This is a genomic window from Acinetobacter nosocomialis (assembly GCF_041021905.1).
In the GTDB taxonomy this organism is placed as follows: domain Bacteria; phylum Pseudomonadota; class Gammaproteobacteria; order Pseudomonadales; family Moraxellaceae; genus Acinetobacter; species Acinetobacter nosocomialis.
In genome coordinates, this window is record NZ_CP157432.1 from 810,135 (window position 1) to 824,247 (window position 14,113).

The 14,113-nt window shown below is 40.0% G+C and carries 16 protein-coding genes; 14 read left to right on the forward strand and 2 right to left on the reverse strand.

Features of this window, described 5'->3' with window-relative positions:
* Positions 1-3: 3 nt before the first annotated feature.
* From nuoH to ABLC00_RS03870, 10 genes are all read left to right on the forward strand, one after another.
* Complete coding sequence (nuoH, locus tag ABLC00_RS03825) at positions 4-1,020, forward strand: NADH-quinone oxidoreductase subunit NuoH (RefSeq protein WP_002050372.1); 1,017 nt, start codon at positions 4-6, stop codon at positions 1,018-1,020.
* An 18-nt stretch (positions 1,021-1,038) separates the two neighbouring features.
* Positions 1,039-1,581 carry an NADH-quinone oxidoreductase subunit NuoI gene (gene nuoI, locus ABLC00_RS03830; RefSeq protein ID WP_000276693.1) on the forward strand — a complete coding sequence of 181 codons (543 nt, stop codon included), beginning with the start codon at positions 1,039-1,041 and terminating at the stop codon, positions 1,579-1,581.
* Positions 1,581-2,099, forward strand: a complete 519-nt coding sequence (nuoJ, locus tag ABLC00_RS03835; RefSeq protein ID WP_014205902.1) for an NADH-quinone oxidoreductase subunit J — start codon at positions 1,581-1,583, stop codon at positions 2,097-2,099. The genes nuoI and nuoJ overlap by 1 nt, the downstream gene beginning before the upstream one ends.
* Positions 2,099-2,407: an NADH-quinone oxidoreductase subunit NuoK gene (nuoK, locus tag ABLC00_RS03840; RefSeq protein ID WP_000529822.1), complete on the forward strand. Its 309-nt coding sequence runs from the start codon at positions 2,099-2,101 to the stop codon at positions 2,405-2,407. The genes nuoJ and nuoK overlap by 1 nt, the downstream gene beginning before the upstream one ends.
* On the forward strand, positions 2,404-4,293 hold the full coding sequence (gene nuoL / locus ABLC00_RS03845; protein WP_032041324.1) for an NADH-quinone oxidoreductase subunit L: 1,890 nt from the start codon (positions 2,404-2,406) through the stop codon (positions 4,291-4,293). Before nuoK ends, nuoL begins: the two co-directional genes overlap by 4 nt.
* Before the next feature lies 1 nt (position 4,294).
* Complete coding sequence (gene nuoM / locus ABLC00_RS03850; protein WP_002050326.1) at positions 4,295-5,893, forward strand: NADH-quinone oxidoreductase subunit M; 1,599 nt, start codon at positions 4,295-4,297, stop codon at positions 5,891-5,893.
* 2 nt (positions 5,894-5,895) lie between these two features.
* The gene (gene nuoN, locus ABLC00_RS03855; protein ID WP_002050422.1) at positions 5,896-7,392 is read left to right on the forward strand and encodes an NADH-quinone oxidoreductase subunit NuoN; all 1,497 of its coding nucleotides are present in this window, start codon (positions 5,896-5,898) and stop codon (positions 7,390-7,392) included.
* Positions 7,393-7,492: 100 nt separating this feature from the next.
* The gene (gene upp, locus ABLC00_RS03860; RefSeq protein WP_002050313.1) at positions 7,493-8,128 is read left to right on the forward strand and encodes a uracil phosphoribosyltransferase; all 636 of its coding nucleotides are present in this window, start codon (positions 7,493-7,495) and stop codon (positions 8,126-8,128) included.
* Positions 8,129-8,245: 117 nt separating this feature from the next.
* Positions 8,246-8,539, forward strand: coding sequence for a cold shock domain-containing protein (locus tag ABLC00_RS03865; RefSeq protein ID WP_002050402.1), 294 nt, complete (start codon positions 8,246-8,248; stop codon positions 8,537-8,539).
* Positions 8,540-8,694: 155 nt separating this feature from the next.
* Positions 8,695-9,171, forward strand: a complete 477-nt coding sequence (locus ABLC00_RS03870) for an excalibur calcium-binding domain-containing protein (RefSeq protein WP_004710373.1) — start codon at positions 8,695-8,697, stop codon at positions 9,169-9,171.
* Positions 9,172-9,182: 11 nt separating this feature from the next.
* Here ABLC00_RS03870 and gigC read toward each other — a convergent pair whose 3' ends face one another.
* Positions 9,183-10,070, reverse strand: a complete 888-nt coding sequence (gene gigC / locus ABLC00_RS03875) for a LysR family transcriptional regulator GigC (RefSeq protein ID WP_002050411.1) — start codon at positions 10,068-10,070, stop codon at positions 9,183-9,185.
* Positions 10,071-10,155: 85 nt separating this feature from the next.
* On the opposite strand from gigC, the gene ABLC00_RS03880 reads away from it, so the two are divergent.
* On the forward strand, positions 10,156-10,917 hold the full coding sequence (locus tag ABLC00_RS03880) for a ferredoxin--NADP reductase (RefSeq protein ID WP_033846720.1): 762 nt from the start codon (positions 10,156-10,158) through the stop codon (positions 10,915-10,917).
* Between the two features lie 47 nt (positions 10,918-10,964).
* Here the strand turns inward: ABLC00_RS03880 and ABLC00_RS03885 are convergent, their stop codons facing one another.
* Positions 10,965-11,384 (reverse strand): hypothetical protein, encoded by a 420-nt coding sequence (locus tag ABLC00_RS03885; RefSeq protein WP_170318166.1) that lies wholly within the window; start codon positions 11,382-11,384, stop codon positions 10,965-10,967.
* A gap of 293 nt (positions 11,385-11,677) precedes the next feature.
* On the opposite strand from ABLC00_RS03885, the gene ABLC00_RS03890 reads away from it, so the two are divergent.
* The 3 genes from ABLC00_RS03890 to ABLC00_RS03900 all read left to right on the forward strand — a co-directional run bounded on the left by ABLC00_RS03890 (position 11,678) and on the right by ABLC00_RS03900 (position 14,102).
* Positions 11,678-11,905, forward strand: coding sequence for a hypothetical protein (locus ABLC00_RS03890; protein WP_002050410.1), 228 nt, complete (start codon positions 11,678-11,680; stop codon positions 11,903-11,905).
* 227 nt (positions 11,906-12,132) lie between these two features.
* The gene (locus ABLC00_RS03895) at positions 12,133-13,803 is read left to right on the forward strand and encodes a mechanosensitive ion channel (RefSeq protein WP_044423219.1); all 1,671 of its coding nucleotides are present in this window, start codon (positions 12,133-12,135) and stop codon (positions 13,801-13,803) included.
* Between the two features lie 128 nt (positions 13,804-13,931).
* Positions 13,932-14,102, forward strand: a complete 171-nt coding sequence (locus ABLC00_RS03900; RefSeq protein WP_348941185.1) for a hypothetical protein — start codon at positions 13,932-13,934, stop codon at positions 14,100-14,102.
* The last annotated feature ends 11 nt before the right edge of the window (positions 14,103-14,113 follow it).

Here is a 14,113-nt window from a genome sequence, read left to right on the forward strand (position 1 = left end):
TTCATGAATCAAGAAATTATACGTCAAACGCCACTTTGGGCTGAGAACTGGCCAATTGCTTATGCAGTGGTTCAAGCAGTTGTGATTTTGCTTGTCGTTGTACTTGTTGCTGCATTGATGTCTTTTATTGAGCGTCGTTTACTTGCTTGGTGGCAAGACCGTTATGGTCCAAACCGTGTTGGTCCTGGTGGTATGTTCCAGATCGTTGCCGACATGCTTAAGATCATGTTCAAAGAAGACTGGACACCAAAATTTGCCGATAAATTAACTTTCCGTTTAGCTCCGGCAGTTGCGATGGCAACTGCGGTGCTTTCGTTCATGGTTATTCCTGTAAGCCCTGCATTGGGTGTTGCAGACATGAGCATCGGTCTGTTGTTCTTTATGGCTATGGCTGGTATTGCGGTTTATGCAGTGTTATTCGGTGGTTGGTCATCAAATAACAAATATTCATTACTCGGTGGTTTGCGTTCAGCTGCTCAAACAATTTCTTATGAAGTGTTCTTGGGCATCTCGTTAATGGGCGTAGTTGCAATCGCTGGTTCATTTAACCTTCGTGAAATTGTTGAAGCTCAACGTGACGTTTGGTTCATCATTCCACAATTCTTAGGTTTCTTGATTTTCGTGGTTGCTGGTGTTGCGGTAACTCACCGTCACCCATTTGACCAACCTGAAGCAGAACAAGAATTGGCTGAAGGTTACCATGTTGAATATGGCGGTATGAAATGGGGTATGTTCTTCGTTGCTGAATATGTAAACGTTGTACTTATCTCTGCATTGATCGTGACTTTATTCTTTGGTGGCTGGTTAGCGCCATTCAATTTAGAAATTCCATTTATTCCACCAGTGTTCTGGTTTGTGATTAAAACAGCATTCTTCGTAATGATGTTTGTATTGGCACGTGGTTCTTTAATGCGTCCACGTTACGACCAAGTCATGAACTTCGGTTGGAAAATTTGTTTGCCGCTGGCGTTGGTTAACCTATTGGTAACTGGTGCTGTGATTCTGATGAATCAGGCCTAAGACAGCAGGGAGTACAAAATGTATAAAATTCTAGCTGGAGTTGGGTCAATCGTTCGGACGTTATTCATGGTATTTACCCATGGTTTCCGTAAACGTGACACAATTCTTTATCCAGAAGTACCAGCAGAGGAAATTGTACCACCTCGCTATCGTGGTCGTATTATCTTGACACGTGACCCAGATGGGGAAGAGCGTTGTGTGGCATGTAACCTTTGTGCGGTTGCATGTCCAGTTGGCTGTATTTCACTGCAAAAAGCTGAAAAAGAAGACGGTCGTTGGTATCCGGAGTTTTTCCGTATCAACTTCTCTCGTTGTATCTTCTGCGGTATGTGTGAAGAAGCATGTCCAACGACAGCGATTCAGTTAACTCCAGATTTCGAGTTGGGCGAATACGTACGTCAAGACCTCGTATATGAGAAAGAAAACTTACTCATTTCAGGTCCAGGTAAATACCCAGACTACAACTTCTACCGTGTAACTGGTATGGCAATTAACGGTAAAGAGAAAGGTCAAGCACAAAAAGAAAGTGCACCAATCGATGTACGGAGTCTATTACCATGATGTGGCCGTTTTATTTGATGGCGCTCGTGGCCATCGTTTCTACGGTTCGTGTAGTGACTAACACGAACCCTGTACATGCATTGCTTAGTCTGATTGTTTCATTACTAGCTGTTGCTGGTATTTTCATGATCGTAGGTGCGCCGTTTGCCGGCGCCCTCGAAATCATTGTTTATGCTGGTGCGATTATGGTCTTGTTCGTATTCGTTGTGATGATGCTTAACTTAGGGCAACACACTGTGGAACAAGAGCGTAAATGGCTTTCTTCAGATGCTTGGGCATATCCAGCACTCATGAGCTTTTTACTTGGCTTGCTTTTAGTTTGGATGCTTGGTGGTGAATATACAACCATCTCTGCACCACTTGGAGCACAAGTAATTGGACCAAAAGTTGTTGGTCAAGCGCTCTTTACTCACTACTTATTATTGGTTGAAGTTGCCGCGATGTTATTGCTAGCAGCCCTTGTTGCAGCATACCACTTAGGTAAACGTGAACCAGGTGCAGAAGAGGAAAAAGAATAATGGGCCAGATCCCTTTAGAACATGGTTTGATTGTTGCAACCATTCTTTTTGCACTCGGTTTTTACGGTGTAATGGTGCGACGCAACCTACTATTTATGTTAATGAGCCTTGAAATCATGATGAATGCTGCTGCGTTAGCATTCGTTCTTGCGGGTAGCGTATGGGCACAACCAGATGGACAAGTCATGTTCATTCTGATTTTAACCCTTGCTGCGGCAGAGGCGTGTATCGGTCTTGCGATTGTCCTTCAGTTCTATCATCGCTTCCATCATTTGGATGTGGATGCTGCTAGTGAGATGCGCGGATGAGTTATTTATATCTAACAGTATTATTTCCGCTAATCGGTTTTATTTTATTGGCGGCAGGGCGTGATAAGCTCTCTGAAAATGTTGCAGCAATTATTGGTGTGGGTTCTGTAGGTTTATCTGCATTATTTGCATTGATTGCTGGTATGGCATTTACCAGTAGCGGCCAACAGGTTTTTGTTCAAAACCTTTGGACATGGTTCAATGTTGGTGGTTTCGCTCCTGGCATTAGCTTACATTTAGATGGCTTATCTTTACTCATGATGGGCATGATCACAGGTGTTGGTTTCCTAATCCACATCTTTGCATCATGGTACATGCGTGGTGAAGAAGGTTATGCGCGCTTCTTCTCTTATTTCAACCTATTCGTTGCAAGCATGCTTGTGCTTGTATTGGGTGACAACTTAGCGTTGTTATTCTTAGGTTGGGAAGGCGTAGGTCTATGCTCTTACTTGCTGATTGGTTTCTATTATGCAAACCCTGCAAATGGTTGGGCAGCGATCAAAGCATTTACAGTTACCCGTGTAGGTGATGTATTCCTACTTATCGCTTTATTCTTGCTTTACCAACAATTTGGTACGCTTAATACTCAGTACATCGTTGAACACGCAGCAGAAGTCATGACGAAGAGTTCGTCACTTACTATCTGGACTGCATTAATGTTGTTCTTAGGTGCTGCTGGTAAATCTGCTCAAATTCCATTGCAAACATGGTTGGCAGATGCGATGGCAGGTCCAACACCTGTTTCTGCATTAATCCACGCAGCAACAATGGTAACGGCTGGTGTGTACTTATGCTGCCGTCTATTTAGCGTATTTGAGCTTGCACCTGAAGTGATGCAGTTCATTTCGGTAACAGGCGCTGTAACTTTATTAGTTGCAGGTTTTGCTGCTCTCGTGCAAACAGATATCAAACGTATTTTGGCTTACTCAACAATGAGTCAGCTTGGTTATATGTTTATGGCTGTAGGTGCAGAAGCGTATCAAGCTGGCCTGTTCCACATGTTAGCTCACGCATTCTTCAAAGCATTATTATTCTTGTCTTCTGGTGCAGTTATTCTTGCTTACCATCACGAACAAAACATTTTCAAAATGGGCGGTTTGTTCTACAAAAACAAATTCCTATTTGCATGTTTCGCGATTGGTGGCGGTGCATTAGCAGCGATTCCATTCTTAACAATCGGCTTCTTCTCAAAAGATGCGATTCTTGGTGAAGTTTGGGTACAAGGTCAATCAATTGCTCTATACCACACTTTATATTGGGCTGGTGTAGCAGGTGCATTCCTGACTTCAATTTATACCTTCCGTTTAATCTGGGTTGTATTCTTCGGTAAAGAAAATACGCATTACCATGAGATTAAAGGTGCAACTTACTGGGCGCCATTAGGTATCTTGGCAGTATTGTCTACTTTTGTGGGTGCTGCATTAAAAGGTCCAGTAGCTGGTATTTTAAATACAGCAAAAATTCCTGAATTCCATGTTGCTGAACAATTTGTAGAAGGCATGCATGGGGCAGAGCATTTAGCTGTAGGCATTGCGCTTGTTGGTTTAGCTGTTGGTATTGGTTTATTTGCATTTGCTTACGGTGCAGTGAAATCGTTTGCTCAAACAAGTCTTGGTGCTGGCTTAGCTCATATTTGTCGTACTGCATTTGGTTTCGATGCGTTGTATGACATCGTTTTTGTTAAACCTTATTTATTCTTCGCCAAACTATTTGGTCGTGATCCGATTGACAGCTTATGGCTTGTTCTTCCTGCGCTTGTTAAAGGCGGAAACAGTTTCACAAGCTCACGTCAAACAGGTTCATTGCGTGAATACGCATCAAGCATGTCACTCGGTGTAGTGGTGTTATTGATGATCTTGATCGTTATTCAGGTAGTGGGGAAATAAAATGGAAAACAATTTAATTTTACCCGCGCTGATCCTTGTTCCGTTCATTGCAGGTTTTACTTGTTGGTTAGTCGATAAACTCGACAAAACTTTGCCACGCTGGATTGCCTTAATTGGTATGCTCATTACATTGGGCTTAGGTCTTGCACTTTGGCAAAATGGTACTTATAGCTACGAGTTGGGCTCGAAAGTCCCAACTTGGTCAGCTGAGTTCTATTTACCATGGATTAAGTCTCTCGGTATTGGTATTCACTTAGCAGTGGATGGCTTATCTTTACTCATGGTGTTGTTAACAGCTTTACTGGGTGTACTTGCTGTTGGTTGTTCATGGGGCGAGATTCAAAAGAATGTTGGTTTCTTCCACTTAAACTTATTATGGAGTTTAGGTGGCGTTATTGGCGTGTTCTTGGCAATTGATTTGTTCCTATTCTTCTTCTTCTGGGAGATGATGCTTGTACCAATCTACTTCTTGATTGCGTTATGGGGTCATAAGGGTTCAAACGGTCGTTCACGTGTTTACGCTGCAACAAAGTTCTTCTTATATACACAAATCGCTGGTTTAGTGATGTTAATCGGTATCCTTGGCCTTGTGGTCTATGGCTACATGATGACTGGTATGATCGGTTTTGATTACAACTATTTATTAGCTGTAGCGAATCGTTTACCTGCTGGCTTCGCGTATGGTTTCATGATCTGCTTCTTTATCGGTTTTGCAGTGAAGTTACCAGTTTTCCCATTGCATGGCTGGTTACCAGATGCGCATGCTCAAGCTCCTACAGCGGGTTCTGTAGACTTGGCTGGTATCTTGATTAAGACTGCAGCGTACGGTTTGCTCCGTTTTGTAATTCCATTCTTCCCGGCAGCTTCTGCACAGTTTGCAGATATCGCGATTATTTTCGGTTTGATTGGTATTTTCTACGGCGCTTGGTGTGCTTATCAGCAAACTGACATGAAGCGTTTACTTGCGTATACGTCGATTTCACACATGGGCTTCATTTTACTTGCAATCTATGCAGGTAATATTTTGACCTTCCAAGGTTTAATGATCATGATGTTGGCACATGGTTTGTCATCTGCTGCATTGTTCATTATGTCTGGTCAAATCTACGAGCGCTTGCATACACGTGATTTGCGTTTGATGGGTGGTCTTCGTGGTCAACTCCAATACTTACCATTCTTCTTAATGTTCTTCGTAGCTGCTCTTGTTGGTGTGCCAGGTTTAGGTAACTTTATTGGTGAATTCCTGATTTTGATGGGTTCATTTAATAAATATCCTGCCTTCACGATTCTTGCTTCTATCAGCCTTGTATTTGCAGGTTTATATGGCTTGATCTTGATTCACCGTGCTTTATTTGGTGAGCCAAACCCTGAACAAAAGCAACACTACACTAGTCCATTAAAAGACTTATCTGCTCGTGAAGTTGTTATTTTGATGATTTGTGCGATTGGTCTCGTTTGGCTTGGTATCTTCCCGCAAACATTCTTGGATGTATCTCATTCAAGTATGCAGTGGTTGGTCAATAGTTATGTGCCAGTACAAGAAGTCGTTGAAACTGTTCAGCAAACAGCTACTCAACTTGACCATGTGGAGATCCAATAATCATGAACTTCACAGTATCATTCTCTACGCTTATGCCTTTAGCACCGGTGATGATTGTTGCTTTGACAACAGTCGTCGTCATGTTGTTAATTTCAATTAAACGTAACCATAATTTAATCGCAACAACTTCTGTTGTCGGTTTAAACCTTGCTGCACTTTATATCTTGCTAGAACTATTTGGCGGTAAATTTGTACCGGCAAATGTGATGGGCATGTTTATGGTTGATCCATTTACTTTGTTCTATCAGTTCATGATTCTAGTTGCATCATTGGCTTGTTGTACTTTGTCTCATGCATATATCGAGACTTATAAAGACAACCGCGAAGAACTCTATCTTCTATTACTTGCTTCTGTAGCTGGTGCAATGTTGATGGTTGCAAGTTCTCATTATGCATCTTTCTTCATTAGCCTTGAGTTAATGTCGATTCCTGTATATGGCTTACTTGCTTATACATATCAACGTAGTCAATCGCTTGAAGCGGGCATTAAGTACCTTGTGCTTTCTGCAACAGCTTCTGCAATGTTGTTGATGGGTATGGCGTATATCTACGCTTATACTGGTTCGCTTTCATTCTATGATTCTGTTCAAGCTTTATTTGGCGCAATCAAACAGCCAATGGTGTTATTAGGTTTAGCACTTATTATCTTTGCTGTTGCATTCAAATTATCGCTTGCACCGTTCCACAAATGGACACCAGATGTATATGCAGGTGCACCGGCTCCAATGGCAACTTTCTTAGCGACTGCTGCTAAGGTTGCGACTATTGGTTTGTTCGTACGTTATTTGCTTGCTTCTGGCGCAATCATGGTGAACTCGCTAGTGACTGTTTTGACAATCATTGCCGTATTGTCAATTTTAGTCGGTAACTTGCTCGCTGTTCGTCAAGTGAACTTAAAACGTATTTTGGGTTATTCATCTATTGCTCACTTTGGTTATTTGTTAATTGCTTTAATCAGCATGACATATGCAAGCTTAGGTAGCGTAACTGTGTATGTGGTGACTTATGTATTAACAACTATTGGTGCCTTTGGTGCAGTAGCGTTAATGTCTAGCCCATATAACAACGTAGATGAAGCACAAAGCCTTGCAGACTACCGTGGTTTGTTCTGGCGTCGTCCAGTACTTACAGCAACATTAACAGTCATGATGTTATCTTTGGCTGGTATTCCATTAACAGCGGGCTTCATTGGTAAGTTCTTGGTTGTTATGGCTGCTGTAACGACTCAACACTGGTTCTTAGCTGCAATGATTATTGTAGGTAGTGGTATTGGTTTGTATTACTACTTACGTGTGATGGTTGTTATGTATATGACTCCACCTGAAACTCCTCGTATTGATGCTGATGCACATTGGGGACAAAAAGTGGGTGGTTTAATGGTGTTGGCTGCTGCTGCATTAGTGATTATTTTGGGTGTATATCCAGATCCAATGATTAATTTGGCATTAAAAGCAGAAATTTTATCTCCATTACATTTCATGCTTTCACAACAGCAATAATTCTTGTGTACAAAAAAGCCTCCAAATATGGAGGCTTTTTTTTATTGATAGTTAAAAAAAGATTATAATAAATACGTTTTTATATTTTTAGGTAACATCTGTGGCCATTCAAGAAATTCGTCACCCACTTATTCGTCATAAATTAGGTTTATTACGTCGTGCTGACATCAGTACTAAGAATTTCCGTGAGCTTGCTCAAGAAGTGACTATGTTATTGACATATGAAGCAACCAAAGATTTACCAGTTGTGGATTGTGAGATTGAAGGTTGGGCTGGCAATGTTACTACTCAGCGTATTGCTGGTAAAAAAATAACGATTGTACCAATTCTACGTGCAGGTATTGGTATGCTTGATGGCGTACTTAACCTGATTCCAAGTGCCAAAGTCAGTGTGTTAGGTCTTGAACGTGATGAGGCTACTTTAGAAGTACGTACTTACTATAAGAAGTTAGTTCCAGATGTGGCTAACCGTATTGCGATGATTATTGACCCAATGTTAGCAACGGGTAATTCTTTAGTTGCTGCCATTGATGTGCTAAAGGCAAGTGGTTGTAAAGATATTCGTGTTATGGTGTTAGTTGCAGCTCCTGAAGGAATTGCAAAAGTAGAAGCAGCACATCCCGATATTCAGCTTTATACTGCATCTATTGATGATGGCTTAAATGAACATGGTTATATTGTTCCTGGTTTAGGCGATGCTGGCGACAAGATTTTTGGTAGTGTTCAAAAAGATTAATTTTTGACATAGCAATAAAAAGAGACTTCATCAAACCGTATATTTTTTTAAGAGCGGAATTGAAAGTCTCTTTTTATTTACCGCAACGATTGGATGGGAAAAAATAGGGGAAAGATCATGAAGCAAGAGTTTTATGTTGGAAGAGTAAAACAATATAACGCCGATAAGGGATTTGGTTTTATTTCAACCACTGAAGGAGATATTTTCTTTCATATTTCTGATTTCCCTGCATCAGAAGGTGAGCCAAAAAGAAATGAAAAAGTAAGATTTCTTGCAGCGGATAATCAGGGGAAATTTAAAGCGATCAAAATTGAGCGTGTGGACCCAAACCCTGCAAAAACTAAAAAAAATAAAATTTCGGAACACAATAAGGCGATTACCAGTGAGTTATTGTCAAATTTCCGACGCTAGGTGAACTAAGTCTTATGCATTAAAATTACTTAAATAATGTATTAAGCAATTACTTTGGTTGGTGTTTAAAAAAATTAAGAGATTTAGCATTAAGGGAGATATAAGTTTCCCTTAATTTTCTTAAAACGAATAATAAAATTAAAAAAAGGGGAAATATGAATCAACGGGGAAAAATCAAACGCAGCAAATTCAAGCTGAGTTCAAGTGAATACATCAGTATATTTACCGTTATGGTCTTAGTCATTGTTGCGTGTGTGAGTTTTATGGTATTGCACTATCGTCAGGAGGCTCAACAACGTGCATCACATGAAAAAGTGCAATTATTAATACAGCAACAGAAGCAGATTATTAAGGAACAGCGCGCAGCTTTGGGTAAATTGCCGGATATTCAACTATCTGAGAAAACGAAAAAGGCTTTAGCATTTACTCCTCAAACAGTTGCTTCTCAAACAGCTCCAGCCCCGGAACGAGTAAATGATGAAACATCAGTTTTTCATTGTGATGGGCGTGAGTATTGTTCGCAAATGCATTCTTTAGAAGAAGCACGTTGGTTTGTAAGAAATTGTCCGAACACTAAAATGGATGGTGATCATGACGGTGAGCCGTGTGAAAATGACTCACGATGGCATTAGAAAATCAGGCTTTAAGCCTGATCTTCATCGCAGAATTTTAAAAATGCTTTAAGGCCCGGACCTTGATATTTTTGGCGATGCACCAGCATATAAAGCGGACGAGTCAGTTGCCAAAATGGTGTATCTAAAATGACGAGCTGACCTTTTTCACTTAAAGGTTCAATTGCTAATCTAGAAATACAAGACATTCCTAAACCACCTGCCACTATTTTTAAGATTGCTTCATTGTGACCAAGCGTTAAGCGAATGTTGGCATCGGGTAGATCTTGCAAAATAGCATTATCAAAGACTTCTCGAGTACCAGAACCTTCCTCACGTAATATCCATTCTATGTCATGAAAATCTTGAGGCGTAAGTGGGCGATTTAAACGTGTTAAAGGATGATCTGGTGAACAGCACACTGCTAATTCATCATCGCGCCAATGAATACATTGGAGTTGAGGTAAGTGACAAGAACCTTCAATTAAAGCTAAATCTAATTGGAACTGATTCACAGCTTCAATCATTTGGCGTGTGTTACCTACTTGAAGTTGTAAATGTGCTTGCGGATGACGCTGTAAAAAGTTAGCCATTAAATCAGGCATTAAATAGTCACTGATAGTTAAGGTCGCCCCAATACGAAGGTCAATGCTTTGTAACTCACCTTTTGCAGCTTGTTCAAAAGCTTCACAGCGCCCTAATATCTCTAATGCTTGTGGAAGTAAAAAACGTCCAAGATCATTTAGTTGTAAGCGCTTCCCTAAACGATCAAACAAAGGAGCACCTAAGCCGTCTTCTAAATCAGCTAAAGCCATACTTGCTGCACTTTGCGTCAGTCTGACCGCATCACTGGCTTTAGTAACGGTTCCTTCTTGGGCGACTGCTACAAAAACAGCCAACTGGCGTAATGTCATCCGCATGTTTAAAAGCCTTAACGTTTAAAAGTATTCATTATTTCGGCTGTCATGCTAACATGAGCGCACTATTTCATGCCACGTTGAAATCATGTCAATTGAAAAATTTAGCGTAGAAAAAGTTTTATCTGTTCATCGTTGGACCCCAACACTTTTCAGCTTTACCATGACTCGCCCTTCACATTTTAAATTTACCGCAGGTCAGTTTGCGCGTATAGGTTTAAAGGTGGGGGAGGAACTGGTTGTTCGTGCTTATTCGGTGGTGTCTTCTCCATTTGATGAAACGCTAGAGTTCTTCTCAATTGTTGTACCAGACGGTGCCTTCACTTCGAATCTACAGCATTTGAAAGTCGGTGATGAGCTATATTTAGAAAAAATTCCATATGGCTATTTGACTTTGGCGCGTTATCAGCAACCTTTACCGCATGATTTATGGTTATTGGCAACAGGTACTGGTTTGGCTCCATTTTTGTCGATGCTACAAGACTTTGAAACTTGGTCTAATTATCAAAAGATCAATTTGGTCTACAGTGTACGTACAGCAGATGAATTGGCTTATGTTGACCGTATTCAAGAGATTGCCGAAACTTTTGGCGAAGGACATGTAGGTTTTAAATTTATTCCAATTATTACCCGAGATCCATCTGCGCCGTTGCATGAACGTTTACCGATATTAATTGAAAATGGTGAGTTAGAAAAAGCAGCAGGTCTGGAACTTAATTCAGCAACCAGTCATGTCATGCTATGTGGAAACCCACAAATGGTTGACGATACCAAAGAGGCTTTAAAACGCCGCGGTTTGACGATGAATCGTCGTGGTGAGGGAAATATTGCAGTAGAGAATTATTGGTAAAAACCGAAAGTAAAAATATTTTAAGAGAATTTTTATGGATATGTTTATTAATGGACAAACATATCCATAAATTCACGAATTTCTGAAATTGCACTGTCTACATCTGTTGAAAGCCAAGTTGGCTCAAAAAGCCCCGCATAATATTCAAGACGATCTTGAGGAACAACCAAACGAACAGGGCAGTCTTCTTCAAGTAAACGCCATGGTAAAATAGGCACTTCGTTGTCCAGAAATACATTGATATTACGAATATCAACAATCATCGCATTAACACATTCAGGGAATGGCATGACCGAGAACTCTTCGGTACGGCGACGGAAATACTCAAGATCACCCCATTTGAGCTCATAGCTTGGCTTATTAAATTCAATAATACCAATGAGATGGTCATCTCTTGTCTGATGCAAATAACATTGATGTGTGACGTCAGTGTCGAGATCAAGAGTTACGCTTTGCTGACGATACATCATAAAATTGAGTAGCTTTAAAACAAGGGGGCTTATTATAGCCTATTTTATAAAAAGTAAGCGCTAAAACATATTGTATTACAAATCCAACTTCGCAAAAGAATTTGAATAAAGTCAGAATATTTTTTTATATAGTCAAAAATAAAGTGGCTAAATTTTATACTAAAATTATTTTTTTTAAAGTAGAGTTTTGCAAACCTAGTCACCTTCGCATAATGCTTTTTCACACAATGCAACAAATCAAATTGTTATGATGAATATAAAGTTAATGATAATAGAATAGGGGAAAGAAGATGCATGATTTTTCAAAACCACCTCATGTGACGAGTCCTGAAGAGACTGCAAAAAAAAGAAGATTGCCAGTTTATATTTTAATTATTGTAGGGCTTTTTCTTCTTGCGCTTATTGTTTATATGGTTGCTGAACATAACCAATCACCAAAACAAGAAGCGGCTTTTCAACATGAGACTACACCACATGTCATGATGGGTAATTCTGATTTGAAAACTTACAAAGGATAGTAAGCTCACCAGTATATATCTATAAAAAGCCTTTAGGATGTGCCCTGAAGGCTTTTTTTGCAATCTTTTGCATCAATTTGTTGTATTTATGCAGAAGCATGTTGATTGAAAAATATTCAAAACATAAGGTGACATAGACCGCATTTATCGTCATTTTTTACAACGAACTGGTGTTTTTCATTTATTGATAACACTGAAAAGAACATAACAATTGAGGACATAACAATATGAATGAATTTTTTAATGGGCCTCGCGGCGCTCAGTTTGATGCGATGTATTACTGGGATCAGTTTCATCCTATTTTAGCTGCAATTGTCATCTTACTGGTTGGCTGGATAATCGCTTTATTAGTTGCGGCAGGGGTAAAAAAACTTCTGCAAAAATTAAATACAAATGCCAAATTATCTTCAGCTACAGGACGTACTCCCAACATAGAAGGCCTCGTCTCCAAAGTCGTATTCTGGTTTATTCTGATTCTTGCTGTTGTTGCCGCTTTAAATGTGCTCAACATTAGTGGAGTGAGTGGGCCATTTAGCAATATGGTGAATCAGGTACTCGTCTATATTCCAAATATCATTGCTGCCGTGGTGGTGGGTTTCATTGGCTGGATCGTTGCTCGACTGGTGCGGGCAGGAATTACCAATGTGCTATCCAGAACGCAACTTGATGACAAGTTAAGTAGTGAAGTAGGGGTAGGGGGAATTAGCCAGAATATTGGTGAAATTCTTTACTGGCTTGTATTATTACTTTTCCTTCCTATTGTTCTCTCAATCTTAGGATTAACAGGTTTACTTATTCCTGTTCAAAATATGGTGAATGAGGCAATCGCCTTCCTACCAAATATCTTTATTGCTGGCGTTATCGTTTTTGTTGGTTATATCTTGGCAAAAATTGTACGCGGTATTGTTGAGGGTCTAATCAATAGCTTAGGTGTTCAAGCGCAAGCTGAAAAAATCGGTCTTTTCAAAAACTCAAATGTAGGCAAATTCTTAGGTTCTTTTGTTTTTGCCATTATTATCATTACGACATTAATTGTGGCATTTGAAGCTTTAGGTATTGAGACTATTTCTCAGCCAGCGACAGCAATGCTTAATGAAATCTTGCAAGCGATTCCAAACATTATCGCTGCCGGATTAATTTTACTGGTTGCTTATATTGTTTCTCGTTTTGTTGGACGCTTGGTTGCCGAACTCATTGCGGGAACAGGTGTTGATGAAATCCCTGCAAAATTAGATGTACAACGCTTTTTAGGTCAAACTAAAGTTTCTGGCGCTGTGGGTTGGTTAATCGTGTTCTTTACGATGCTGTTTGCAGTTTCAGAAGCTGCTGACCGTCTTGGTTTTGAACAGATTAGTGGTCTAATTGCAATGTTTATCCATTTCGGTGCAAACATTCTATTGGGCGCTGTAATTTTGGTTATTGGTTTCTGGCTTGCCAATGTTGTGGCAAATGTGGTGCAACGCGGTGAATATAATAGTTCACGTTGGTTAGGTAGTTTGGTTCGTGTCTTAATTATTGGTTTAGTCCTTGCGCTTGGTTTAAAAGCGATGGGTATTGCTGATTCGATTGTGAACCTTGCATTTGGCTTAACTCTAGGTGCAGTTGCAGTGGCTTTCGCACTTGCATTTGGTTTAGGTGGTCGTCAACCAGCTGAAAGATTGCTGTCTGACTTGCTTGATAAAGCGAAAAAAGAAGCTAATCAACCAAATCCTTTATATCAACCACCTTCTACTACAACAGCAAGTACGTCTTCGGCTTCAACTCCGTCAACGACTACAACTGCACCATCAACAACAGTTTCATCTGATGCAAAACCAGCTGATTCTGCACAAGTAAATCCATCACAACCACCAGTAAATAAACCGTTTGGTTCTACTGGCGAAAATGATGAAATTTAGTAGGTGTAACTAATTTTCAGATAAACAGTACAAAAAATCTTTGATTTTTGTGATAAGTTCGACCACTCTATATTGAGTGGTCGTTCTGTCTTTGACAGCTATAAAAACAAATAAGTGAGGAAAATACGATGAAGAAGCCTGGTCGTTTTTTAGCACCTGTTGTAATTGCTGGGATTACCGTAGGTTTTTTAGCAAGTGCTTATAAATTTGTATTTAGCAAATCTGATTCATCAAAACAGGCAACAACCCATATACGTGATGCTGACAAATCATCAAGTGATGCGAAAGCAGCAAATTAGCGTATTCAACA